23 protein-coding genes are annotated in these 21,764 nt (G+C 45.1%); 13 read left to right on the top strand and 10 right to left on the bottom strand.

Annotation, left to right across the window (positions count from 1 at the left end):
- Positions 1–48: 48 nt before the first annotated feature.
- The 7 genes from MINF_RS10600 to MINF_RS10570 all read right to left on the bottom strand — a co-directional run bounded on the left by MINF_RS10600 (position 49) and on the right by MINF_RS10570 (position 4,306).
- Positions 49–444, bottom strand: coding sequence for a F0F1 ATP synthase subunit delta (locus MINF_RS10600; RefSeq protein ID WP_012464754.1), 396 nt, complete (start codon positions 442–444; stop codon positions 49–51).
- A gap of 29 nt (positions 445–473) precedes the next feature.
- Positions 474–1,004 carry a F0F1 ATP synthase subunit B gene (gene atpF / locus MINF_RS10595; protein ID WP_048810391.1) on the bottom strand — a complete coding sequence of 177 codons (531 nt, stop codon included), beginning with the start codon at positions 1,002–1,004 and terminating at the stop codon, positions 474–476.
- Between the two features lie 12 nt (positions 1,005–1,016).
- Positions 1,017–1,229, bottom strand: a complete 213-nt coding sequence (locus tag MINF_RS10590; RefSeq protein ID WP_012464752.1) for an ATPase — start codon at positions 1,227–1,229, stop codon at positions 1,017–1,019.
- A 279-nt stretch (positions 1,230–1,508) separates the two neighbouring features.
- Complete coding sequence (gene atpB / locus MINF_RS10585) at positions 1,509–2,366, bottom strand: F0F1 ATP synthase subunit A (protein ID WP_012464751.1); 858 nt, start codon at positions 2,364–2,366, stop codon at positions 1,509–1,511.
- A 67-nt stretch (positions 2,367–2,433) separates the two neighbouring features.
- Positions 2,434–2,808 carry a roadblock/LC7 domain-containing protein gene (locus tag MINF_RS10580; protein ID WP_012464750.1) on the bottom strand — a complete coding sequence of 125 codons (375 nt, stop codon included), beginning with the start codon at positions 2,806–2,808 and terminating at the stop codon, positions 2,434–2,436.
- Between the two features lie 183 nt (positions 2,809–2,991).
- The gene (locus tag MINF_RS10575) at positions 2,992–3,516 is read right to left on the bottom strand and encodes a GTP-binding protein (RefSeq protein ID WP_012464749.1); all 525 of its coding nucleotides are present in this window, start codon (positions 3,514–3,516) and stop codon (positions 2,992–2,994) included.
- The gene (locus MINF_RS10570; RefSeq protein ID WP_148205256.1) at positions 3,509–4,306 is read right to left on the bottom strand and encodes a DUF4388 domain-containing protein; all 798 of its coding nucleotides are present in this window, start codon (positions 4,304–4,306) and stop codon (positions 3,509–3,511) included. Before MINF_RS10570 ends, MINF_RS10575 begins: the two co-directional genes overlap by 8 nt.
- Before the next feature lie 205 nt (positions 4,307–4,511).
- Between MINF_RS10570 and nadC the strand changes: the two genes are divergently transcribed.
- The 4 genes from nadC (at position 4,512) to MINF_RS10550 (ending at position 7,790) form a co-directional block, all read left to right on the top strand.
- A complete protein-coding gene (nadC, locus tag MINF_RS10565; RefSeq protein ID WP_012464746.1) occupies positions 4,512–5,399 on the top strand; it encodes a carboxylating nicotinate-nucleotide diphosphorylase in 888 nt (295 codons plus the stop codon).
- A gap of 127 nt (positions 5,400–5,526) precedes the next feature.
- Positions 5,527–6,249: a rhomboid family intramembrane serine protease gene (locus MINF_RS10560; protein ID WP_012464745.1), complete on the top strand. Its 723-nt coding sequence runs from the start codon at positions 5,527–5,529 to the stop codon at positions 6,247–6,249.
- A gap of 6 nt (positions 6,250–6,255) precedes the next feature.
- Positions 6,256–7,143 carry a homoserine kinase gene (gene thrB / locus MINF_RS10555; protein WP_012464744.1) on the top strand — a complete coding sequence of 296 codons (888 nt, stop codon included), beginning with the start codon at positions 6,256–6,258 and terminating at the stop codon, positions 7,141–7,143.
- A gap of 89 nt (positions 7,144–7,232) precedes the next feature.
- Positions 7,233–7,790: a cytochrome C gene (locus MINF_RS10550; RefSeq protein WP_079200456.1), complete on the top strand. Its 558-nt coding sequence runs from the start codon at positions 7,233–7,235 to the stop codon at positions 7,788–7,790.
- A gap of 147 nt (positions 7,791–7,937) precedes the next feature.
- Here MINF_RS10550 and MINF_RS10545 read toward each other — a convergent pair whose 3' ends face one another.
- Entirely contained in the window at positions 7,938–8,882 is a 945-nt protein-coding gene (locus tag MINF_RS10545) for a histone deacetylase family protein (protein ID WP_012464740.1), read from the bottom strand.
- Positions 8,883–8,941: 59 nt separating this feature from the next.
- On the opposite strand from MINF_RS10545, the gene MINF_RS10540 reads away from it, so the two are divergent.
- The 3 genes from MINF_RS10540 (at position 8,942) to MINF_RS10525 (ending at position 11,419) form a co-directional block, all read left to right on the top strand.
- A complete protein-coding gene (locus MINF_RS10540) occupies positions 8,942–9,790 on the top strand; it encodes an MqnA/MqnD/SBP family protein (RefSeq protein ID WP_048810390.1) in 849 nt (282 codons plus the stop codon).
- A 58-nt stretch (positions 9,791–9,848) separates the two neighbouring features.
- A complete protein-coding gene (locus tag MINF_RS10535; RefSeq protein ID WP_012464738.1) occupies positions 9,849–10,640 on the top strand; it encodes a thiazole synthase in 792 nt (263 codons plus the stop codon).
- 359 nt (positions 10,641–10,999) lie between these two features.
- Positions 11,000–11,419, top strand: a complete 420-nt coding sequence (locus MINF_RS10525; protein WP_048810388.1) for a hypothetical protein — start codon at positions 11,000–11,002, stop codon at positions 11,417–11,419.
- Positions 11,420–11,491: 72 nt separating this feature from the next.
- On the opposite strand, the gene dnaB is transcribed toward MINF_RS10525, so the two are convergent.
- Complete coding sequence (gene dnaB / locus MINF_RS10520; RefSeq protein WP_238523494.1) at positions 11,492–12,898, bottom strand: replicative DNA helicase; 1,407 nt, start codon at positions 12,896–12,898, stop codon at positions 11,492–11,494.
- A 299-nt stretch (positions 12,899–13,197) separates the two neighbouring features.
- Here dnaB and mnmG point away from each other — a divergent pair, with 299 nt between their 5' ends.
- The 3 genes from mnmG (at position 13,198) to MINF_RS10505 (ending at position 18,042) form a co-directional block, all read left to right on the top strand.
- A complete protein-coding gene (mnmG, locus tag MINF_RS10515) occupies positions 13,198–15,057 on the top strand; it encodes a tRNA uridine-5-carboxymethylaminomethyl(34) synthesis enzyme MnmG (protein ID WP_048810564.1) in 1,860 nt (619 codons plus the stop codon).
- A gap of 106 nt (positions 15,058–15,163) precedes the next feature.
- Positions 15,164–15,895: a rhodanese-like domain-containing protein gene (locus tag MINF_RS10510; RefSeq protein WP_012464735.1), complete on the top strand. Its 732-nt coding sequence runs from the start codon at positions 15,164–15,166 to the stop codon at positions 15,893–15,895.
- Between the two features lie 110 nt (positions 15,896–16,005).
- Positions 16,006–18,042, top strand: coding sequence for a ComEC/Rec2 family competence protein (locus tag MINF_RS10505; protein WP_148205255.1), 2,037 nt, complete (start codon positions 16,006–16,008; stop codon positions 18,040–18,042).
- 13 nt (positions 18,043–18,055) lie between these two features.
- Here the strand turns inward: MINF_RS10505 and MINF_RS10500 are convergent, their stop codons facing one another.
- Positions 18,056–19,042, bottom strand: a complete 987-nt coding sequence (locus MINF_RS10500) for an L-histidine N(alpha)-methyltransferase (RefSeq protein WP_012464733.1) — start codon at positions 19,040–19,042, stop codon at positions 18,056–18,058.
- Between the two features lie 81 nt (positions 19,043–19,123).
- On the opposite strand from MINF_RS10500, the gene MINF_RS10495 reads away from it, so the two are divergent.
- From MINF_RS10495 to rfbB, 3 genes are all read left to right on the top strand, one after another.
- On the top strand, positions 19,124–19,852 hold the full coding sequence (locus MINF_RS10495; protein ID WP_012464732.1) for an SDR family NAD(P)-dependent oxidoreductase: 729 nt from the start codon (positions 19,124–19,126) through the stop codon (positions 19,850–19,852).
- Between the two features lie 51 nt (positions 19,853–19,903).
- Positions 19,904–20,503: a riboflavin synthase gene (locus MINF_RS10490; RefSeq protein WP_048810387.1), complete on the top strand. Its 600-nt coding sequence runs from the start codon at positions 19,904–19,906 to the stop codon at positions 20,501–20,503.
- A gap of 170 nt (positions 20,504–20,673) precedes the next feature.
- Positions 20,674–21,756: a dTDP-glucose 4,6-dehydratase gene (gene rfbB, locus MINF_RS10485; RefSeq protein WP_048810386.1), complete on the top strand. Its 1,083-nt coding sequence runs from the start codon at positions 20,674–20,676 to the stop codon at positions 21,754–21,756.
- Positions 21,757–21,764 lie beyond the last annotated feature (8 nt).

Genomic DNA, 21,764 nt, shown 5'->3' with positions numbered 1-21,764 from the left:
CTCCTCTTCAAAAACAATAGTCTTGCGGCCGTCTTCCACAATAAGAAATTATTTATTTAAAATCGCCTCTATATTTTTGAGCCTGTAGGCGATTGAACCATCCCAGACATCGCTACCCACCTGGATTCTTATGCCCCCAATAAGTTCCGGGCAGATCTGGTATTTCTTATCTAAGGCTGGACCGAAGATTTTTTCAAGCTGATCAAAAACCAACTTGCCCTGGTCGGGAAGCTCCGTAGAACTCTGGACCACGTATGTCTTTTTGGCTACTTCGTGGGCTACAAGCTGTTTAAGTCTTTCCAGAACTTCCAGGTAACGCCTCGGCTTTTCCGCCAATAACCTGCTTATGAGTTCCTTAAGTTTTTCTGTATCCACTGAACCGTCTTTTAAACAGTACTTAAAAAGAACCTTAGCTTGGCGCTTCGCTTCTCGACTAATTTTCATCTCGTTTTTATGGCCAGAGCAAAATAGAGTTAATTTCTGGAATAGGCTTCATGGCCCTCTTTTTGGGGCAGCTTGCTTAGGACTTCGTTTTTCAACCTTTCCTGGTCATCCAAGGTCAACGTTTTACCTACGACTTTCGAGGTGATTTCGATGACAAGGTTCAAAATTTCCCTGCGCATTTCTTCCTTGGCTTTTTCTCTTTCGAGCTTAGCGCTCTCTTCGGCCTTTTTTAGAACCCTCTTTGCTTCTTCAACAGCTTCTTGAATTTTCTTTTCACCCTGGTATGAAGCCACTTTTTGCGCTTCAGCAACGATGAATGAGGCTTGCTCGTTTGCCTTACGCAGTATTTCTTTTCTGGCTTCTTCGGCTTCAGCCAGTTCTTGTTTTATCTTTTCCGCATTTTGGAGACTTTCAGCAATTTTTTTTCTCCTCTCTTCCAAAATTTTGAGAACCGGCTTGAAAGCAAAACGGTTGAGCACCCAAAGCACGATGACAAAATTGATGATTTGGGCTATGAGCTTGTTCCATTCTATCCCCAGTTGATGCAAGGTCTCTTCCATAAAATCCTTGGGTTATTTTCCGACTACGAAAAAGACCAATATGGCTAGTCCCTCGGACAAGGCCATGCCCAGCAATGCTGTTGTAAATACAAGTCCAAAGGCCCCCGGATTTCTTCCAATTGCTCCTGCAGCTCCAAGAGCTGCAAGCCCTACACCAACGGCACCACCTAAAGCAGCCAAACCAATGGCTACATTTCCCGAAACCATTTGAGCTAAGAACAACATTTTTAATCTCCCTGTTTTTATTTAGTATTTAGATGATATTATGTTTTGTTTATTTTTTCCTTACACATGATAACCGTTTATCATGTGTTTAAATTATAAGAGTAGAAAATTATAAAAGGAGTATTTTTTCATCCTTTCATGAAAAAATACCGGCTAAAATAGAAAGTGATTCATTTCTATGCATAAGTTCTAATTGCGATCTTTCCCTCGCCTATCTTTTTTAAACTCCAGGAAAATGTTCTCTATAAAGCCTAAATTATATATCTTTTTTCAAATTGGTTAACTTTCTTTTGAAACTTCTTCACCGAAATGGGAACAAAGGGTCCCGGTAAAGACAATGGAAAGTAGCGTAAAGATTAATGCCTGGATTATAGCTACCATAAATTCAAAGAAATAGAAAGGTACTGCCGGCAATCCCCATAAAATCCCCGTCATCATGTGTAAGACGGTTTCCCCCCCATAGATATTGCCATATAACCGCATCGCCAGGGCGACAGGGCGTATCAATATGGAAATAATTTCCATTAAGCCTACGGCAGCAAATAGAACGGTAAGAGGGACAACTATCCATCCTCTGAATCCCCCTTTAACACCAAAAATATGACTTAAGACCCCCTTGATCCCATGATGGTATCGAAATGCCCAAAAGGTACTCATCACGAAGAAAATTAAAGCCATGGCCGTAGTCATATTGGCGTCCGAAGTGGGAGGTCTAAAAAGAGGAACCGAAGTATGTTTTATGGCAAAAGGAAGGGCTCGGCTCGGGTCTTTTTCTCCGTAACCAATGCTCCCTACCCCGGGAAGAAGATCCGTGATGTTGGAAAAAACGATAAAGATGAAATAGGTGGCAACCAGGGGAAATGCCCAATCGGCTACCTTGGGTTCAAGAAGGCCTCGGGTCAGTTTTTCTAAGCCCTCCACGGCTGCTTCAATAGCATTCTGAAGCCCTCCGGGAATAAGGGATAGCCTAAGGGTGCCGAGCCGTATAATTAAAAAGAGTATCCCCATGACAATCCAAGTCTGGATCATGGAACTGGTTACGGGAAGGAACCCGATCCAAAAAAGGGTCTCCGCCGCCGGCTGAACGAGCGGCTCGGCTTTCCCCTCGGAAATAGAAGCAATAAAGCCCAAAATCATCGGTGCCCTTTTTTTATAGATGACGATACAAAAGTCAAGTAAAAAGTATGAACAACCTTTATGTTCTTTACATCCCCCTGCTGAGAATCACCGCAATTTTATTTGCCGCCTCTCTGGCTTCAAGATGGATGAGCCCCACGTTTCCCCCTGTTTTTGTTATGACTCCAAGCACCGCTTTGCCGCCAGCAGAATAGATAAACATCTGGCCTTCAGAACCCGACACGGTATTTTCTCTGAACTCTCCTCCTCCGTACGTTTCACATATTCTTTTGCCTAGTCCCAAAGCTGTTGCAGCCATGGCCGAGAGACGATTAGGATCTCCTGAACTCAGGGAATGGGCAACAGGCAGTCCATCTGTTGTTGCTATTAAGGCTGCATTAATCTCGGGAACAGCACTTCTTAAACTTCCCAGAACCATGTTTAATTCCTCGGAAATAGACATCTTCGTTAACTCCTTGTTTTCTATTTAGATCTATTTAGAATTAAAGTTCATAATTTTCTTCGAAGCATAGATCAAGAAAAATTAAAAAATCTTTTTTTATCCCTTCTGCCCTTTTTTGCTCGATAAAACGGGAATCAAATCTTTTTCATTGGGTTGGTGACGGCCTTTAAGGTGAAAACCCCTTTATTCTTTCATTCCCTTTTCGATGAGTTCGAAAAGGCGTACAAGGACATCTGTTGCACTGTTTTCATCCAAGGCATTGATTCCCACGCAAAGAAAGGGATCAATATCGAGATAGCGGGCTATTTCTTCCGGTGTCCATACTTCTGTCAAGTCCTGGTGAGTAACCCCTAAAATGTAGGGTATAGAGGACTCGGTCACAAATTTATCATGGATTTTTTTTAAGGAAGGCAGCTGGCTGGGATCATGCCCTCCTACGAGCATAACGATGCCTATCGCCCCTTCCCTGAGTATATCCCAGGTAAAGTCGAAACGGTCTTGCCCGGGCGAACCAAAAAGATGGATCGAATACCGCTCCAGGCTGAGAGAGCCGTAGTCCATGGCTACCGTGGTTTCTTTTTTCCCCTTTAAATCCGTACAAGGCACATCGGTGGTTATTACTTCAGATTGGCTTATCGAACGAATAAAAGTCGTTTTCCCCGCTCCGGAAGGTCCCGTCACAAAAATTTTAATGATGTTCTCATTCATACATTTTCCTAAAGAAGTTCTTAAAACTATAAATCAATCGCTTAAGCAAGCCTTTTTTCTGCTGTTGGTCAGATTGATAAACTTGGATCGCCTGGATCTCTGTTCTTTCCGCAAGGGATGAAGAAGGCTTTTCTTCTACGAGGTTGGCAGGACTCAGGTTATCGTTGGGGGTTTTACTCTCTATACTATTGAGAAGGGGATGTTCTACCAGGGGGAGTTGAAATACTCTTTTTTTATCCGATAACCTGATCATTTCGAGTAAATGGAGTGTATAGATATAAAACAGGATGTCTTCTAAAGGAAAAAAGAGGTACTTTAATAGTTCTTTTGCGGTTGTTCCTCGAGAAAAAAAAGGTTGAGCTTCTATCCAAAAGGCGAAAAGATCGCTTCCCAGGAAACTGGGATCGGCGCCGGTGGAAAGAAAAACGGTATCAGGATCGGGGTAAAAATCGGCAATGGTTTTTTGGTACTTGGTCCTAAGAGAATGAAGAGAGGCGATGATAAATTGCTCTATGGGCAGCATCAAGGCTCGATTTTGACTGTCGACGGCTGTTTCCTTAAAAAAAAAGGAACTTTCCTGCTTATCCGTAAGCTCTAAGAGGAGGGCTCTCAATGTAAAAATATCTTCTACCCAGCCGTTTTCTGTTTCAGCTCCCAAGAACTGCCGATTTGAAAAATGAAGCTTGTAAAGTTCATTTTTTGGCGTTTTTATTTCAACCACTCCGCTTTTTTCTTCTATCATTTTGGCGATTTGAGGAAGCGGAATCGATTTTATTTTTCCAAAGAGCATACTATTGGGATTTTGAATACATTTTATCCAAAAAAGGAAAAAATTTTATTCTTTTTTTCATTCCCTCCACGCTATTCTTATCTTTTTTTAAAGCTAGCTTTTTTCAACATTGCCACCATTAATAAATAGAAAAAGCGAAGGGATTCCTAGTATTGTGCATTGATGAGTTCGGTAATGCAATAAACTTTATAAGATAGAAGTTTCAATGGAAATAAAAAAAAACTCCCCCCTGTATTCTATTCCTGAATTTATTCTTAAGAAAATTATTCAGCAAAGTTTAGAAGAGGATATAGCACTAGCCGACCTGACTTCTTCTTTATTGATTTCCCAAGATACAGAAGCAAAAGCTCAAGTTATTGTCCGCGAACAGGCAATCCTCTGTGGGCTTCCCTTGGTCAAAATGGTATTCTCTTTTATTGATCCCTCTGTAGAATGCCTCTTTTTTTCGGAGGATGGCCGGGAAGTGGGAAAAAATACTCCCGTGATGGAAATCTCCGGAAAGGCCCAAAGCTTACTCCTGGGGGAGAGGGTGGCGCTCAATTTCTTATCCCATCTTTGCGGTGTGTCTACCTTGACGAGCCAGTTTGTTCAAGCCGTCAAGGGAACAAAAACGAGAATTCTCGATACCCGTAAAACCCTGCCTGGATTGAGAATGCTCCAGAAATACGCGGTCATTTGCGGAGGAGGGGCAAACCACCGGTTCTCCCTTGGAGATCATATTCTCATCAAGGATAACCACATAGCCCTTCTCAAGAAGAAACATGGGGCAGGTTGGCTTGAGTGGATAAAAAGCCAGCTTGGCGGCGTTAGATGTCAAAAACCTTTTATTAAGGTAGAAATTGAAGCTTCCTCTCTCGAAGAAGTCAGCCTTTTTTGCGAGCTGTCTCCCGACATCATCATGCTTGATAATATGGATGTAGAGGAGATTGCAAGAGCACTGGAGATTATAGGGAATAAGACCTTGGTCGAGGTGTCGGGAAGAGTGGATAAAGAAAAACTAACAGCGGTAAGTCGGCTGGGAGTCGATTTTATTTCTCTTGGACTTCTCACCCATAGTGCTCGGGCTATCGATGTTTCCATGGATATTGTTTGAGAGGCCTTTTATCCCAGAAACAGGGAAGGAATTGGGTTGATTTTTACCCTAAAAAGGGCCAACTTAAAAAATAACTCTTTATTTTAGAAGGTTCACGGAGGATCCAAAGTAGGTTTTCAAAAGGAAAATGAAAAAAGATAAGATGATTTTGGTTAAGGACAGTTCTTCTCTCTATTTTTTAAAAACATTGCCTTGGGTAACTCAAGCTCTGACGACTTTGCTTTTTATTTTTTATTTTATCCAGATTACTTTTTTATTTGTTTTTGGATCAACGTGGTTTAGGTCATTTTTTGCCCTCACCACGGATGGCGTTCTCCATGGGCGACTATGGGAGTTCCTCACTTATGCCTTTCTTCACGACGAGGTGGAACCTCCTCATCTGCTTACCAATGCCATTGTCATTTATTTTCTTGGGAACCAGTTGGAAAAAGTTCTCGGACATTTGAGACTTGCCTTGCTTTTTTTGGGGGGAGCCATTTCCGGAGGACTAGGATGGTATTTTTTTGGAGGCCCTATGCACGAGCATGGGTTGATTGGAGCCAGTGGGGTTGTGTTTTCTTTTCTTCTTGCCTTTGCCTTTTGCCTTCAAGAGATTTGGATAAGAAGCATCATTTTTAATCAGGACATTGATTCAAACCGGTTTATCTTTAATCCTAATTTTTTTCTCATCATTCAAGTTCTTGTCCTTGTGTTCGTTATTTTTGAAGCCCTTTGTGTTGTTTTTGATATACCTACGGGCTCTTCGCATACCGCCCATTTAGCAGGAGCCATTTTTGGATACCTCTACTTGAAGTTGTGGCCCGTGAGGTCCTATCAATCCTCCTGCCCTCGGGCTCAAAGCCTTCGATAACAGCTCATGTCGATATCGCCTCAAAAAAAAATAAGCCGGTGCTGGGTTAAGATTCCCGCAACCACGACGAACTTTGGTCCGGGCTTCGATACTTTTGGGGCTGCCCTTAGCCTCTACAACGTGATCGTTCTTGAGAGAACCCAACAACAAGCTCCTCCCTGGTCTGATTCTCCCGCCATGGTTGTCGAAACCCTTAAGGGGTTTGAAAAAAAAACGGGGGCTTCCCTTCCCTTTTTTAAATGGTCCCTGCATTCCCAGATTCCTCAAGCCCGTGGGCTAGGAAGCAGTGCCACGGTTCGGTTGGGATTTCTTGCCGGTTTGAATGCCTTGGCTGGCTTTCCGCTCAGCAAAGAAGAGATGCTTGAGTGTGCTATTGAGCTTGAGGGCCATCCCGATAACGTCACACCCGCATTTCTCGGGGGTTTTATTCTTTGTGGACCTAAAAAAGTTTTGCGAACCAGGATAGACTCCAAGCTTTTTTTCGTCGCTTTTGTACCCCAAGTAGAAATATCTACCGAGCTGTCCCGGAAAATTTTACCTCCTGAAATCAAGTTAAAGGAAGCGGTCCAAAATCTCCAAAGAGCCTCGATGATAGCGGTATGCTTTTTCGAAAAAAGGTACAAGGATCTTGCTGGATTATTTGTAGATTATTTTCATGAACCCTATAGGCTGGCTTCCATTCCCTATTGGGCAGAGCTAAAGAGGGCTGCCTTGGAGGCTGGAGCCCTGGGGTTTTATTTAAGCGGGTCAGGTTCTACCCTGATGGCCATCGCCTATGAAGATCCAACGGCGGTTGTCCAAGCTTTAAAAAGTGAATCTTCAAGGAGATCCCTTTCAGGAGAACTGCTCGTTTTAAAACCGGATAATATCGGGCTTCGTCTTTCTTATCGTTAAAGTCTTCTTTCGTTCTCCTTGTATCTTTAAAGAAAAAAACTTGTTTTTTTCACCCAAGAAAAGCAAAAAAAGGAGTTGATCTACGACGGGTGAAAGACTTTTTTTACACGGTTCTATTATTTTGTTTTTTTCTGCTCGGTTCATCGTGGGGCGTTGAAGAAGGGCTCGACATTCTTCCCCTGGCCAAAGAGGAAGCTTTGCCCCCCGCTCCCCCTTCTCCCAGGCGGCACGCTAATTCCAAGATGGGAGAAATGATTCAACATGGCAAATACCTGGTCGAAGCCGTGGCTCTCTGTGCGGAATGTCATACTCCAAGGGATGAAAATGGGTTGATCATGGATAAATGGCTTCAAGGAGCCTCTTTACCCTGGGTAAGTAAACTTTCTGTCAACAACTGGGCAAGTTATGCTGGTCCCCTTGTTGGATTACCCGAAGGTTGGAAAGAGGCCGACATGGTTCAATACCTGGAGACGGGGATGCTCCCCGGTGGAGGATATTCCAAGTTGCCCATGCCTCCTTACCGGATGAGTCACAAGGATGCCTTGGCCATTGCTCTTTACCTGGAAAGCCTGAAGGATGAAAATCCTAAAAGGGATTCTTCAACCATTAAAAATGAAGACAACGCACCGTTTCCCGATAATCCCTAACCATGGGTCATGATTGGGTTCGATCAAGGCTAAAATGGGCTAGAAAAATCATAAAGTCTTAATTGCAGGACCTAATCGATCGCCAAGGTCTTCCCCCTACCGCTTTTGTCTCCAACGCTTCATTAAAAAATTTAGCCTTTCAAACAGCTAGTCCGCTAGAAGAGCTTGGAGATGGCTTTTAATGGACTTATAAAGACTTTCTATGTTATAACCCCCTTCCAAAACAGAAATCATTCTGCCTTGACAATGGCGTTCCGCCGCCTCCTTGATCAGCCGGGTCATCTTTTCAAAACCCTGTTCAGTAAGATAAATTTCTCCCAAAGGATCGTCCTTGTGGGCATCAAAACCTGCGGAAATCAAGATCATATCAGGTTTAAAACTCTCTATTGCCGGAATAATCTTTTCATCAAAAGCCTTTTCGTAGTGGCTATCCGATGCTCCCCTGGGCATGCACAAATTCAGGGTGTACCCCAAGCCTTCGTTTTTGCCTATTTCGGTTGATTTCCCCGTGCCGGGATAATGGGGAAATTGATGGAGACTGGCATAAAACACTTGAGGGTCTTCATAAAAAATATCCTGGGTTCCATTGCCGTGATGGACATCCCAATCAAGGATAAAAACCTTTTTCAATCCATGTTTTTCCAAGGCGTACCTAGCGGCTATGGCCACCGTGTTAAACAGGCAAAAACCCATTGCCGCGTTAGCCAAAGCATGATGTCCAGGAGGACGGACAAAACAGAAAGCATTTTTTATTTCCTTGGACATCACTTTATCTACCGCATTTAATGCTGCTCCCACGGCAAGGAGGGCAACTTCGTAAGAAGGACCGTAAGCAAAGGTATCTCCCCCATCGAGCAAGACCATGGGACCCTTCTGGGTTTTTCTTACCCTTTCTATGTACTGGGGGGTGTGAACCCTTTGAATCCACTGTTCAGGAGCAGCCGTAGGTTCTATCCAGAGAACTGAATGGAGAAAATCTTCTCTTAATTTGGGAAGCAGTTGGGTGATGCGCGCCGGGGATTCGGGATGACCCGAGGGGGGACGATGCTGGGCGAATTTTTCACTACAAAATACGGCCGTTTTTAAATCCATGTCTCATTTTATCTCCTTTTTATCTGTTGAAGCAAGTTTGAATAGTGCTAAAATCGACTATGAACTGTGATGTGATAACGCTGGGTCATTCTCCCGATGCCGATGATGCCTTTATGTTTTATGCCCTTTCCCAAAAAAAAATACCCCTTGCCAACTACGTTTTTAAGGAAACCATCACCGATATTGAAACATTGAACAATCTTGCATTGCAGGAAAAACTCGATTTAACCGCTTTGTCCATCCATGCCTATTGCAGGGTGGCTGACCGCTACCTGCTTATGAATTGTGGGGCAAGCATGGGTGAAGGTTATGGACCAAGGCTGGTGGCCAAGCAAAAATTTGAAAAAAAAGAGATGGTTCAAAAGAAAATAGCCGTCCCGGGTCTCCATACAAGCGCATTGCTTGGCTTATGCTTATACTTTGGAAAAAGGGCCGAAGAGCTGGACCTTTTTGTTTGTCCCTTTGACCAGGTTTTTTTGGCCGTGGAAAAAGGATATGCCGATATTGGGTTGATTATTCATGAAGGACAAATTTCCTACGTAAAACACGGACTTGTTTTGTGCGAAGACTTAGGCAGGTGGTGGAGAGAAAAAACGGGCCTCCCCTTGCCTTTGGGAGGAAATGCCTTGCGACGGTCCCTTGGCAGGGATAAGTGTAGAGAGCTTCAATCTCTTGTGAAGCGAAGCATTGAGTGGGCCTTGGAAAACCGGGTAGAAGCCCTGGCTTATGCACGAAAATACAGTCGAGGAGTCGAATGGCCCTTGATTGATGAATTCGTGGGGATGTATGTCAATGCAAGGACATTGGATTATGGAGTGGAAGGCAAGCAAGCTATTGAGGAGTTTATTGCTCAAGCAAAAGCCCTGGGAATGGTGGATAAGGGAATAACGGTGGAATTTGTGGAGTAGGAAAAAATCCCGGCCGCTTTGCATTTTCTTGGCCGGTCTTTTTAGGTCATATTAAGCTATGGAAGAAAACCCGATTAAAACGAAGAGCTTTGTCATAGCGGGCAAGAGCTTTCGGTCTCGGCTGCTTGTGGGGACGGGCAAATTTGGTTCTTACCTGCAAATGGCTCAGGCTCTTGAGGCCAGTGGAAGTCAAATCGTCACCGTCTCCTTGAGAAGGGTGGAGATTGGGGAAAATAAAAGGCAAGAAGATATTCTTTCTTATATTGATACCGAAAAATACCTTTTGGTTATCAATACGAGTGGGGCCATGAATGCCGAAGAGGCGGTGCGGATCGCAAAAATAGCTGCTCATGGGGGATTGCCCAAGTGGATCAAGCTAGAAATCCATCCTGACCCTCGGTATTTGCTTCCCGACCCCATTGAGACCCTTAAAGCCACTCAGATGCTGGTAAAAGAAGATTTTATCGTCCTGCCCTATATCAATGCCGATCCGGTGCTCGCCAAACGGCTTGAAGAGGAAGGTGCTGCAGCGGTAATGCCCCTGGGTTCGCCCATCGGCTCCATGAGAGGCTTGGAAACCAAGGCCCAGATCGAGATTATCATTGAACAGGCCACCGTGCCCGTAATTGTGGACGCAGGTATTGGTAAACCTTCCCACGCCGCCTTGGCCATGGAGATGGGCGCTGATGGGGTGCTTATCAATACGGCCATCGCTATTGCAAGCGATCCCTGCCGGATGGCTAGAGCCTTTAAGATGGCCGTGGAAGCGGGCCGCATGGCTTACGAATCGGGTACGGATGAAGTGTCCAAGTTTGCCGTGGCGACGAGCCCCCTGGAATCTTTTTTCTAACCGCGAACAATCGTTTCAGTAGGATAGAGCCTTCTCTCCTCTTTCGGGTAGAATTTTCTTTAACCCTGAACGCGATACAAGATCCCTAAACTTGAGGCTGTGAAAGCCCTTCAAATGCTCCCCTAATTCGTTTTGCGAGGTAGGGGGATGATACTCAAAGCTCCCTGGAATTTCCCTTTAATCGGCAAGGTCCAAACGAAAGGAAGGTTATCCTTCCCCAAGGTCTATCGATTCTTTTTCTTTTATCAACAGCATATGCTGGTATGTGTTCCGTTTTCTTCCCGCCCCGAAGGGTCTTGCCGAGCCCATTCGTATCGGCCCGGTGTGTCTTTTTGGGCTACGGCTGAGAACTATTGAGGATGAAGCTCTACAATGGCTTGCTAGGGGCTTGCCACGGGTTGGGCTGTTGGGGTTGCCAACCGTTCTGTGCTCATCGCCCTTTCCCTCATCACCATTATACAGCCGCCTCGTTGCTCAAGGAAAAGTGCTGGGTGCAAAGCAAGGAGTTGGCCGGCTCTAAGAATTCCCTCCAATCAGAGGCCATGAGCGGTTCCCCCTCAAGGGCTAAGAAAAACGGCTGTCAAAAAGGCTTCATCCTTGTTGCGTCGCTACGTCAGACTGGCTCATTGCTGCTCAAACAGGAACAAAGCCCAGTTCCTGCTTCATTGAGGCGGGTGCAGCCGGCGCGTGCACCCCTGGCCGGAGCCTTCCTCTCCCGCAGGCCTGCCTTCCGGAAGGAACTTGCCGTAGGGCCGTTTAGGGAGGCCAATAGGAGATAAGATAAAAAAAGATCAACTCAAAAATCAACTGTTCAAAGCCAGTTTTACTTCTTTGAGCTATACCACCATTGCTTAGAAGGAGGAATAGTCTGTTTCGTGTTTTAAGGGATCTTCGAAACGGGTATAGGGAGCATTGAAGAAAATCTCGATTTTGTCGGTAGGACCATTTCTTTGTTTAGCGACATGGATGATGTAAGGAATCTTTGAGTGATCTGTCTCTGGATCATTTTCCAACCTGTGGAGAAGAAGGACGACATCGGCATCCTGTTCTATGGCGCCCGATTCCCTCAAGTGGTGCAAGGCCGGCTCGCTTTTCCCCTCCTCCATTCTTCTATTTAATTGGGCTAAAACGATTATTGGGATGTTTAATTCTTTGGCCAATGCCTTGATCCCCCGTGAAATTTCGGAAATTTCTACCTGTCTGTTTTCTCTTGCTTGCTCGGAATCGGAATGTAAAAGTTGCAGATAATCGATAATGATCAAATCGACCCCGAACTGGTTTTTCATTCTCCTGGCTTTTGCCCGCAGCTGGTGAATCGTTAAGTCGCTCGAATCATCAATATAAAATGGCCATTCCTTGGCATCATCCGCAAGCATCTTGAGTTTTTCCAAGCTTGCCGGTTCAAGCTCACCCCGACGAATTTTCTGCAGGCTTTCACTCCCTATGGAAGCTAAGAGCCTTAACATGATCTGTACGGCGGTCATTTCCAAGCTAAAAAATCCCACGGCATATCCCGGTTTGATCCAGAGATCTTTCTCCTGGTCATACCTTTCTTTCAATGCCCTGCAGGCGAATGTCAGTCCTAGGGCGGTTTTCCCCACTCCCGGCCTTGCCGCCAAAACGATCATGTCCCCATTCTGCCATCCGGTGGTGATCTGGTCCAAGTGGTAAAAGCCGGTGGGAATTCCAAATAACCTGCCTTTTCTTTTATGGAAACAATCGATCAGCTCGATCGCTTTTTCGATTTCTATGGAAGCTTTGACTGTTGATCGGGTGATAGTGAGATCGGTGATTTCAAAAATTTCTTTTTCAGCCTGATCGAGGACCTGGATGACGGAGTGAGAATTCTCATAAATACTCTGCACGATATTCAGCGCCACTTGATGGAGTTTGCGTAAAACGCTTTTATCTTTGAGGATCTTAATGTAGGATTCAAGGTTAAGGTGGGTGGCAAACGAAGCAACCAGGTCGGCAAGAAGAACGGCTCCTCCCATTTTTTCTTCAAGATGATGATCGATCAGGTATTGGTGAACGGTGGTAAGATCAATAGGGATGCTTTTTGAATGCATATCGCATAACACCTCAAAAAGCAAGCGGTGAGAAGGAACATAAAAATCATCCGCGGCGATTCGTTCCCTTATTCGATCGAAAACGAGTTCAGGGTTTGTAAGAGCCAGTCCGAGTATAGCCTTTTCAGCTTCATTACTGAAAAGAGAAAGGATCGCATCCTTGTTTAAATCCTCCCCTTTTCTTTTCATGTTTTTGCCCATATTAATTAGACGCTGAACTAGATAAGTCTAGGTGAACATAATCCTATGACAAGAATATTTTCCCAGGGAAAGAAAAGTAAGTTATTGTTTATAAATGAAATAAGGATACAAATGGATTTTTGACCCTGTAGGGAATATAGTTCATGTTTGTTTTCTAGGCAGAGGATCAGCCCAACTTTTTGTTATAAAGAATAAGGGGAATTAAAGGTTAATGGATATGTTTTAACCAGGGAATAGCTTTAAAAAATGTTCCACGTGGAACATTTTTTCAGCGGTTGTTTTTAACCATGGAATATCCTAAGAAGTACGATGTCATTGTTGTTGGTGGAGGTCATGCGGGCGTAGAAGCGGCTTTGGCTTGCGCCCGGATGGGCTGTCAGACTCTTCTATTGACAATGAACCTCGATACCATCGGCCAGATGTCCTGTAACCCTTCTATTGGAGGCATAGGCAAAGGACATCTCGTCAGGGAGATCGACGCATTAGGGGGGGAGATGGGGATTAATACGGATTTGACGGGGATTCAATTTCGAATGCTGAATCTCAAGAAAGGTTACAGCGTTCAGGCCCCCCGAGCCCAGTGCGATAAAAAGGCCTACCAGTTTCGACTTAAGGCGGTATGCGAAAGGACTTCTAACCTGGATTTGTTTCAGGCTTCCGTCTCCGATCTTATCGTTAAAGAAGACAAGATCAAGGGAATTATCACCGAACTGGGGATCGTTATCCATGCTTCGGCGGTAATCGTGACCACGGGAACCTTTTTAAGGGGATTGCTCCATGTCGGGAGGAACAAGAAGACGGGGGGAAGAATGGGAGAATCTTCAAGCAGCCTTTCCGATGTTTTAAGGAAATATGGTTTTGAGGTGGGGCGATTGAAAACGGGAACTCCACCCCGGGTCAACGGCAAAACAATAGATTTTTCCAAATGTATGATGCAGCCAGGCGACACTCCCCCTCCCCACTTTTCTTTTGCTTTAAGTGATCTGGATACGGATAAAGAAGGGATGTATACCCTGAATCGGTGGAAAGAGGGAATGTTCCACGTGGAACAATTGGCTTGTGCCATTACCTATACGAATGCCAAGACCCATGCCATAATCCGGGAAAATTTACATACTTCCCCTCTTTATTGTGGAGAAATTCAGGGGGTAGGACCGAGGTATTGCCCATCCATTGAGGATAAAATTGTTCGTTTCGCGGATAAAGAACGCCATCAGATTTTTCTTGAACCCGAAGGACGGCATACCGAAGAGTACTACGTTAATGGTTGTTCGACCAGTTTACCTTTTGAAGTCCAAGATCAATTTATTCACAGTATTGAAGGATTGGAACACTGCCAGATTATCAGACCGGGGTATGCCGTCGAATACGATTACTGTCCGGCAACTCAAATCTATCCTACGATGGAAACAAAAACTATTGAAGGGTTGTTTTTTGCCGGGCAGATCAACGGAACTACCGGTTATGAAGAAGCGGCTTCGCAGGGTCTCATAGCGGGGATCAATGCGGCCAGAAAAATCCAAAACAACCCTCCTCTTATTCTCGGTAGGGATCAGGCCTACATTGGAGTCCTGATCGATGACCTCACGACAAAACCGATTCGAGAACCCTATAGAATATTTACATCCCGGGCCGAACATAGGCTTGTGCTCCGTCAAGATAATGCCGATTTGAGGCTTACGGAAATCGGCTATTCCCTGGGCTTGGCCTCTAAGGCAAGGCTCATGCGTGTTCAAGAGAAGAAAAGGCTTATCGAGGAGACCTTTCAGAAGATCCGCCAATACCGGCTTAATGGACTTTCGCTTGAGGAAATGTTGAAAAGACCTGAATATTCCTGGAGTCATTTACCCTTGGAATTTCAGGGTGTGCCCAAGGACGTGGCCTTGCATATCGAGTGTGAAATAAAGTATGCGGGTTATATTGCCCGTGAAAGGGAATTGATCTTGAAAAGACAAAAACTCGAAGAATCGATCATTCCAGCAAACATCGACTATGAAAAAATTCCAGGCCTAAAACAAGAGGCAAGAGAAAAACTGTCGCGAATGAAACCCTTGACTTTTGGCCAAGCATCAAGGATTCCCGGGGTGAATCCTACTGATGTGGCTATTATCATGATATGGGCTAAAAAAAACGGCGCTTTGAAGTAATCTTGAACGCTTAGGGACTCTCTTTAATGCCTAGCCGTTTTAAAAAGAAGATCCCTGAACTTAATGGAGAAAATAAAAACAATTTCCTTACTATGAGCTAAAGTCCATGAATATCCCCGATCGGCATCCCCAACTTCAATCCTATTTGGAAAAAATAAAGAAAAAGGTGAAAAGCATGAGCATCCAAGACACCTACCAGGGGTTGCAAAGTCGCCGGGCCCTGGTCATCGATGTCAGGGAAAAAGAGGATTGGTTTATGGGGCATATTCCAGGCGCACTGTCCATAGAAAGAGCCGATATCGAATGGGAGATAGAAAAGGTCCTGGCCGATAAAGATTTTCCCGTGATCTGTTATTGTGGAGATGGCTTAAGATCCCAGCTGGCTGCCTATACCCTCTCGGAAATGGGCTACAGCCAAGTTTACTGGATGGAAAAGGGGTGGAAAGGTTGGAAAGAGCAAAAATACCCCGTAAGCTACTCCCCTAGCGTAGAACTTAGAGATCCCCTTGAAAAATTAGGAGGAATCTGCTATTTGCCCCGGCTCTATGACAAGATAAAAGCCCTCCATCAAAAAAGACTGCCTCCGACGGAATATCTTCAAGATGATTGGGATAAAGCACTTCTCGAACTCCTTTGTATCGACTCCTCGCTTCTGGAACAATTGATTCTCTTTTCAAGTTCCGAACAAGAATTTTTGGCCGAGTTAAAAAAAATCCTCGGTCCATCCTGGCCCGCCCGCCATACTATCGAAGAGTATAACGAGCGGTGCCAATTAAAAAAAATCCAAGGGGGGCAAAGGCCGCAGTTTTGGCTTTGGAGTAGAAAACAGAAGAAATAATTGCCGCACTATCTTCTAGTTTCGACTTACATCTAAAGATAGCCGTGGATGATTGTTGCCAAGATAGAGCAGCCCCATTCCCAAGAGAGAGAGAAAAAGCCCCCTTATTTTTGCCGGCCCTGTTTTTTGCCGCCGGCTGTTATGGAGGGATTCAAGGATGGCTTGGGGTAATAACGGCATGGGGAGGACTCTTTGTAACCCTGGGAATTTGGCTTAGGCTCGAGAAGTCAAAGTGGCATTATCCCCTGTTTTTGATCAGCCTTTTTTGTCTAGGGTTCATCCACGGAAAAGTCCAATGGTTTTGGATAGAACAGGAAAGACTCCAAGCTTATAAAAGGCTCAAGGGCCTTAAAAGGCCTTTTTTTGAAGGTATCGTGGAGAGTTTTCCCCAAAAAAGAAATCATGGTCTTTGTTTCCAACTCAAGCTCCAGGCTGTCAGGGTTGAAGAAAAATCGATTCCCCTGGAGGGCAAACTCTTTTGCCGGGTAGGCGATCTACCCAGGGAACCCTACCTGGGACAGGCGGTAGCCATTGAAGGCAAAGTCTTTTTACCTCCAAGAAAAAGAAATCCGGGAGAAATAGATTATTATAAGCTATCGTTGCAAAGGCGGTGGCTTTTTGAACTTCTCTCCGGGGATTTTCCTCTTTTTTCAATACCCCAAAAGGATCAATTTTGTGCCGTTGGGATTGAAGTTTTAAGAAGGAAGATAAAAAAAAATCTTTCGGTGGGTATTCCCGAGGAGGGGCTCCGGTCGCTACTCCAAGGGATGGTCTATGGGGATGTCTCAGGGATGGATTCCCAACTGGCCGAAGTCTTTAAACGGGCAGGGGCTTACCACCTTTTTGCTGTAAGCGGTCAAAATGTTGGGATCATCCTGGGCATGGGCATTTTCTTGTTGAAAGCGGTGGGGAAAAACCAATGGAAATATTCTTTTGTTTTTATTCCATTGCTCGTCGTTTTTAGCTTCGTATCGGGCAATGGACCAAGCGTTGTACGCGCCTGTGCTGCCTGCATATATTGCATTCTAGGATGGGCTTTAAAAAGGAAAGTCGATGCCCTGCACTGTTGGGCGGTCAGCCTTTTTGCTTTTTTGCTTTATGATCCCCTGGCGATCATGGATATCGGCTTGGAGCTTTCCTATGCGGTTGTCTTATCCCTACTGCTATTGGCAAAGCCTCTCTTCGGGCTGTTCTATAGCCCGTTTAAAATCGATCCCTATATTCCCCGATCCCTGGCCCCATTCCCTAGACGAATGCTCGATCAAGTAGGCAAAATCGGGGCTCTTCTTTTAGCCGCTTCACTCGCCGCATGGCTTGGTGCATTGCCCTTGGAGGTTTTTTGCTTTCACACTTTAAGCTGGGTGGGTATTTTCGATAATCTTATCGCTGTGCCCCTGGCCGAATTGATCGTTCTTCTCGGTTCGTTGTCCGCCCTGGGAGGGTTCTTTTCTGATGGCTTGGCATGCGTTCTCAACGGTATTAATCGGTATTTCCTGTGGGCCTTGGTGCTTGTCGTCGATTTTTGGGCCAAGATTCCCTCGGCTGTCCTGGCCGTACCGGAGATGAAGATGCTGGGTCATCCGGCTTGCCCATGGATATATGTAGCCCAAGTCGATTCGGGTCATCTTTGCGTGATAAAAAATAAAAATCATTATTGGCTTTTGAACTCGGTTCAGGGAAGAGAGGAAGAATACCGGGTGGGGGCGATAAAAAAAGCCCTGTTGGTTCCTCCCGACTGTCCAACCTTGACATTTCAAAATGGATGCTGGCATTTGAAAGAGTTGACAGTTGGCGACCAAAAAGAACTGTGCTGGGATGACCATGACGGCTTTAGGCTGACTTTCAGGGCAAATCGTGAGGGAGAATTCGGATGCCTTGTCGAAAAAGAAAAGAGAAAAATCCTCTTCCTGTCTTATCCCCTTCCTTTCTCATCCCTAGCCCAAAATTGCCCCTTCGATCTGTTGGTTGAACACTTGCTGGAGAGAAGAAAGAACAACCGGCTGCATTCTTCTCTTATTAGGATTTATGATCATGGGCAGGCTTCAATGAGAAGTCCTCTCAATTTGGAAAAATATCCAAGAACCTTTCAAGAAGGGATATGGATCTTTCTGGAAAAAGGAAACATCCGGCTGGAAAGCCAAGGTTAGCCTCCCTTGCATTCTATAGGCGCTGCAAAAACCATAGGCCTTCTTCATGGTTGGGGAAAATCCATCGGTTCACCACCCGAAATGGCCAACGAGAAAAAAAATCCTCTAGCCTTTCAGGGGTAAACCGGTAACTGAAAAATAAACGCAGGGGGCTTCCCTTGGAAACGTTGAGTACTTTCCCATAGCCTAGAGGAATGCTCCCCTTTTCTTTCCAATAAACCGTTGCTTCGATCCGAAAAAACTTGTTATACATCCCGATCGATATGTGAAAGAGTTCAGTCTTGTTTTCTATTCCCCAATCCCGGAGAACCTCCGTAAGCCACAGCCGGGTTTCTTCATTATCGTATTGATAGAGAACAGATTCAATACCTTCTAGGTAGTCTTCTTCGGACTCGGATTTAACGGGGGCAAGGTGGGCATTTAAAACCAGGAAATCCCCCGGGGCAAGAACCGATTCGAGACTTTTAAAAAGATCGAAAGGATCGATGTTGGGAAGCACTCCAAAAAGGGTAAAGATTCGTCTTTTGGAGCCTGGGGTTTGCAAGCTCTTTAAGGTGTCTTCCCAAAGGATGTCAGATAAAATGGGGGAGATCTTCTCGGGGCTTAAAGGACAGTGGATGCAGGCTTCCAACAGGAGCTGCAGGCTTGTATCCACGCAAGTCCAGTTGATATCTGAAACCGAAGGCAAAAGTTCCTTAAGAAAAAGATGATCTTTTTCTCCACTGCCGCACCCAAGGCTGATCAGCTCGTAGGGGTAAGATGAAGCAACGCAAAGGGATATCTCTCTAAAACAACTTTTGTAAAGCTCAAATCCCTGCTCTTTTTTAAAGGGAGAATAGCGTTCAAAAAGTTGTTTCCACAGAAACGATTGCGCGGCGGTAGTATAATGAAAAAGAGGATCGATTTCTCCTCGGGCTAAACACTGGTACTTTCTTTCTTCCCAGACCGATAGGCTGTGGGAGAGAAAAACTTTTACGGGGAAATAAGGGGTAGACATCATGGGAATAAGATGAATAAACTAAAAGGGATTGCCAATGGATAAATTTTTTTTGAGCAACCTTGAAGTAAACTTGAAAAAACAATGGAAGCAAAACAGAAAGTCGTTTTGGTTACCGGTGGAGCGAAGGGATTAGGAGCCTTTTTATGCCGTAAACTCAGCGATGAGAATTGGGCCGTAGCTATCCACTATTTTAAGAGCGAACAAGAGGCGAAGGTTCTAGAACGGGAACTGTTGGATAAAAAAAGAACAGTCATAAGGGTCCAGGGGGATCTTTCTCGGCAGAAAGAAGCCATGGGAGTCCTGGAGAAAATTAGATCCGTTTATGGACGCCTCGATGCACTCATCAATAACTGCGGAGTTTATGAAGCTGTCCTTCTAGAAGAAACCAAGGAGGAGGATTGGTATAGGGGAATAAATTCTACAGCCAGCGCCGTCTTATTTACCACTCTTGCTTCCCTGCCTCTTTTAAGACTTTCGGGTAAGGGAAGGATTGTGAACATCGGCGATTCGAGTTGTGACCGTATCGGCAGCAGGGAAATGGCCTTGGGTTATCACTTGGGTAAAATCGGGGTCTATCTTTTAACCAAGTCTTTTGCCCGGGAAAATGCGCGATTTGGAATTACCGTAAACGTGGTTTCTCCGGGATACCTCGAAAACAGCCAGGGACTTCCCCCCGTAAGTAAAATTCCCGCCGGCCGCTTTGGCACCTTCGAAGACATATGGAATGGGGTTAGGTTTTTCCTGGATGAAAAACAGGACTATATTACGGGCAGCCATCTTATCGTCAGTGGAGGCTGGAACCTGCGTTGAGTGTTTCCAAGAACAACAACTAAAAAAGAGAAACGATTCTTAAGGTCGACCATGTTTACAGGGATTATTGAATCGATGGGGGTGGTTGAGGCGTTGCCCGAGGCCACGGACAAGATGCTGACCATTGCTGTAGGCGATCTTAGCCGGGAATTGCACAGGGGAATGAGCCTGGCTGTCAATGGCTGTTGTTTGACCGTTTGTGAGATCGGCGAGGGGAAGCTAAAGTTTTTTGTCCTTGAAGAAACGCTCCGGGCCACGACCCTAGGGGAACTGAAGAAAGGAGAGGAGGTGAACCTTGAGCTTCCCCTAAGAATGGAGGCAAGGTGGGGTGGCCATTTTGTAACAGGTCATGTCGATTGCAAGCAGCCGATAGAATCCATAAAGGATTTGGGCCAAGAGAAGGAGTTTTGGATCAGCTACCCGGCTTTTGCCCGGGGTTTTTTAGTCCCGAAGGGCTCTATTGCGGTTGACGGTATCAGTTTAACCGTGGGCAAGATAACGGCTGAAAGTTTTTGCGTGTGGATTACTCCTTTTACTTTAGCCCATACCAATTTAAAAAGCAAAAGGGTAGGGGATAGGGTCAACCTCGAATTTGATCTTTTGGCCAAGTACACCGCAAGAATCCTGCAAGGCAAAAAAGAGGATGATTAAGGGCAACGGGTATGCCCCTTCTTGCTTTTCGTTAATGAAAAAAAGATCGCCGGGCCTTGGAGCCGGAGTGAAAATCTCGGGGAAAACTTTACAAAATAATGCCAGGAGGTTATAAAAGGGTGTTTTTTAAACCGGGGCCTTAAACAAAATAAGCAAAGAACAATTTGTCCATGAAGATACTCGTGACGGGCGGAGCGGGTTTTATCGGTTCTAATTTTTGCCATTACTGCTTTTCCAATGAACCTTCATCCCAAATAGAAAAGATTGTCGTCATCGATAAGCTGGGCTATTCAGGGTCGATAGAAAATATGGCCGGGTTGATGGGAAAAAAGAATTTTGAATTTATTCAAGCCGACATCAGCGATCAAAAACGGATGGAGCAGATCCTCTTTGAAGAAAAGATCGAGGCGATCGTCCATTTTGCGGCTGAATCCCATGTTGACCGCTCGATTGATGATCCGGGACTCTTCGTGCAATCGAACGTGGTGGGGACCTACAAGCTTTTGGAATCCGCTTTTGTTTATTTCTCTTCTCTTTCTCCAGAAAAAAAGGAGAGGTTTCGATTTATACACATTTCTACCGATGAAGTCTACGGATCAATCCCCATGGATGGAGCTCCCACAAAAGAAGGAGGGCTGTATGCGCCTTCCAGTCCTTATTCAGCATCAAAAGCAGCTTCGGATCATTTCGTAGCCGCCTATTATAAGACTTATGGACTTCCGGCTCTGATTACCCATAGTTCAAACAATTATGGTCCTAGGCAGCACCCCGAAAAGATGATTCCCCACATGATCTGTAATGCCTTGGAAGAAAAACAGTTGCCTGTCTACGGTCAAGGGCTGAATGTGCGGGATTGGATCTATGTTGAAGATCATTGCGAAGGGGTATGGAAGCTTTTGTTGAAGGGGCGGCCCGGGGAGGTTTACCATATTGGCAAAGGCGGTGGCATTTCCAACATAGAATTGGTAAAAAAAATTTGTGCTTTGCTCGATTCCTTTTTCCCTAGGTCTTCAGGGAAAAGTTATGCGGAATTGATCCGGTTTGTGGCGGATAGGCCCGGGCATGATTTAAGATATGCCTTGGACGTATCGAAAATGAAAAGAGAGATAGGTTGGCAAGCACAGGTGGACTTGGATAGGGGCCTAGAAAAAACCCTTTTTTGGTACGTAGAAAATCGAGACTGGGTGCAATCGGTCATGAATAAGGGATATACCTTGAAGAGGCAAGGGTTGGGGAGGACAAGATCCATTTGATCTTAAAG

The organism is Methylacidiphilum infernorum V4 (genome assembly GCF_000019665.1).
Lineage (GTDB): Bacteria > Verrucomicrobiota > Verrucomicrobiia > Methylacidiphilales > Methylacidiphilaceae > Methylacidiphilum > Methylacidiphilum infernorum.
The sequence above is the reverse complement of the archived record's forward strand: the minus strand, read 5'-3'. Positions and strand labels throughout refer to the sequence as shown.

What these genes read in the sequence shown, in the direction of transcription:
- atpF (WP_048810391.1), bottom strand. Translation starts at nt 1,004, where the DNA reads ATGGAAGAGACCTTGCATCAACTGGGGATAGAATGGAACAAGCTCATA.
- MINF_RS10525 (WP_048810388.1), top strand. Translation starts at nt 11,000, where the DNA reads ATGAAGCTCTACAATGGCTTGCTAGGGGCTTGCCACGGGTTGGGCTGT.
- MINF_RS10560 (WP_012464745.1), top strand. Translation starts at nt 5,527, where the DNA reads ATGAAAAAAGATAAGATGATTTTGGTTAAGGACAGTTCTTCTCTCTAT.
- MINF_RS10575 (WP_012464749.1), bottom strand. Translation starts at nt 3,516, where the DNA reads ATGAATGAGAACATCATTAAAATTTTTGTGACGGGACCTTCCGGAGCG.
- MINF_RS10535 (WP_012464738.1), top strand. Translation starts at nt 9,849, where the DNA reads ATGGAAGAAAACCCGATTAAAACGAAGAGCTTTGTCATAGCGGGCAAG.
- MINF_RS10490 (WP_048810387.1), top strand. Translation starts at nt 19,904, where the DNA reads ATGTTTACAGGGATTATTGAATCGATGGGGGTGGTTGAGGCGTTGCCC.
- MINF_RS10545 (WP_012464740.1), bottom strand. Translation starts at nt 8,882, where the DNA reads ATGGATTTAAAAACGGCCGTATTTTGTAGTGAAAAATTCGCCCAGCAT.
- rfbB (WP_048810386.1), top strand. Translation starts at nt 20,674, where the DNA reads ATGAAGATACTCGTGACGGGCGGAGCGGGTTTTATCGGTTCTAATTTT.
- mnmG (WP_048810564.1), top strand. Translation starts at nt 13,198, where the DNA reads ATGGAATATCCTAAGAAGTACGATGTCATTGTTGTTGGTGGAGGTCAT.
- MINF_RS10580 (WP_012464750.1), bottom strand. Translation starts at nt 2,808, where the DNA reads ATGTCTATTTCCGAGGAATTAAACATGGTTCTGGGAAGTTTAAGAAGT.
- MINF_RS10495 (WP_012464732.1), top strand. Translation starts at nt 19,124, where the DNA reads ATGGAAGCAAAACAGAAAGTCGTTTTGGTTACCGGTGGAGCGAAGGGA.
- MINF_RS10500 (WP_012464733.1), bottom strand. Translation starts at nt 19,042, where the DNA reads ATGATGTCTACCCCTTATTTCCCCGTAAAAGTTTTTCTCTCCCACAGC.
- MINF_RS10510 (WP_012464735.1), top strand. Translation starts at nt 15,164, where the DNA reads ATGAATATCCCCGATCGGCATCCCCAACTTCAATCCTATTTGGAAAAA.
- MINF_RS10600 (WP_012464754.1), bottom strand. Translation starts at nt 444, where the DNA reads ATGAAAATTAGTCGAGAAGCGAAGCGCCAAGCTAAGGTTCTTTTTAAG.
- thrB (WP_012464744.1), top strand. Translation starts at nt 6,256, where the DNA reads ATGTCGATATCGCCTCAAAAAAAAATAAGCCGGTGCTGGGTTAAGATT.
- nadC (WP_012464746.1), top strand. Translation starts at nt 4,512, where the DNA reads ATGGAAATAAAAAAAAACTCCCCCCTGTATTCTATTCCTGAATTTATT.
- atpB (WP_012464751.1), bottom strand. Translation starts at nt 2,366, where the DNA reads ATGATTTTGGGCTTTATTGCTTCTATTTCCGAGGGGAAAGCCGAGCCG.
- dnaB (WP_238523494.1), bottom strand. Translation starts at nt 12,898, where the DNA reads ATGAAAAGAAAAGGGGAGGATTTAAACAAGGATGCGATCCTTTCTCTT.
- MINF_RS10540 (WP_048810390.1), top strand. Translation starts at nt 8,942, where the DNA reads ATGAACTGTGATGTGATAACGCTGGGTCATTCTCCCGATGCCGATGAT.
- MINF_RS10570 (WP_148205256.1), bottom strand. Translation starts at nt 4,306, where the DNA reads ATGCTCTTTGGAAAAATAAAATCGATTCCGCTTCCTCAAATCGCCAAA.
- MINF_RS10590 (WP_012464752.1), bottom strand. Translation starts at nt 1,229, where the DNA reads ATGTTGTTCTTAGCTCAAATGGTTTCGGGAAATGTAGCCATTGGTTTG.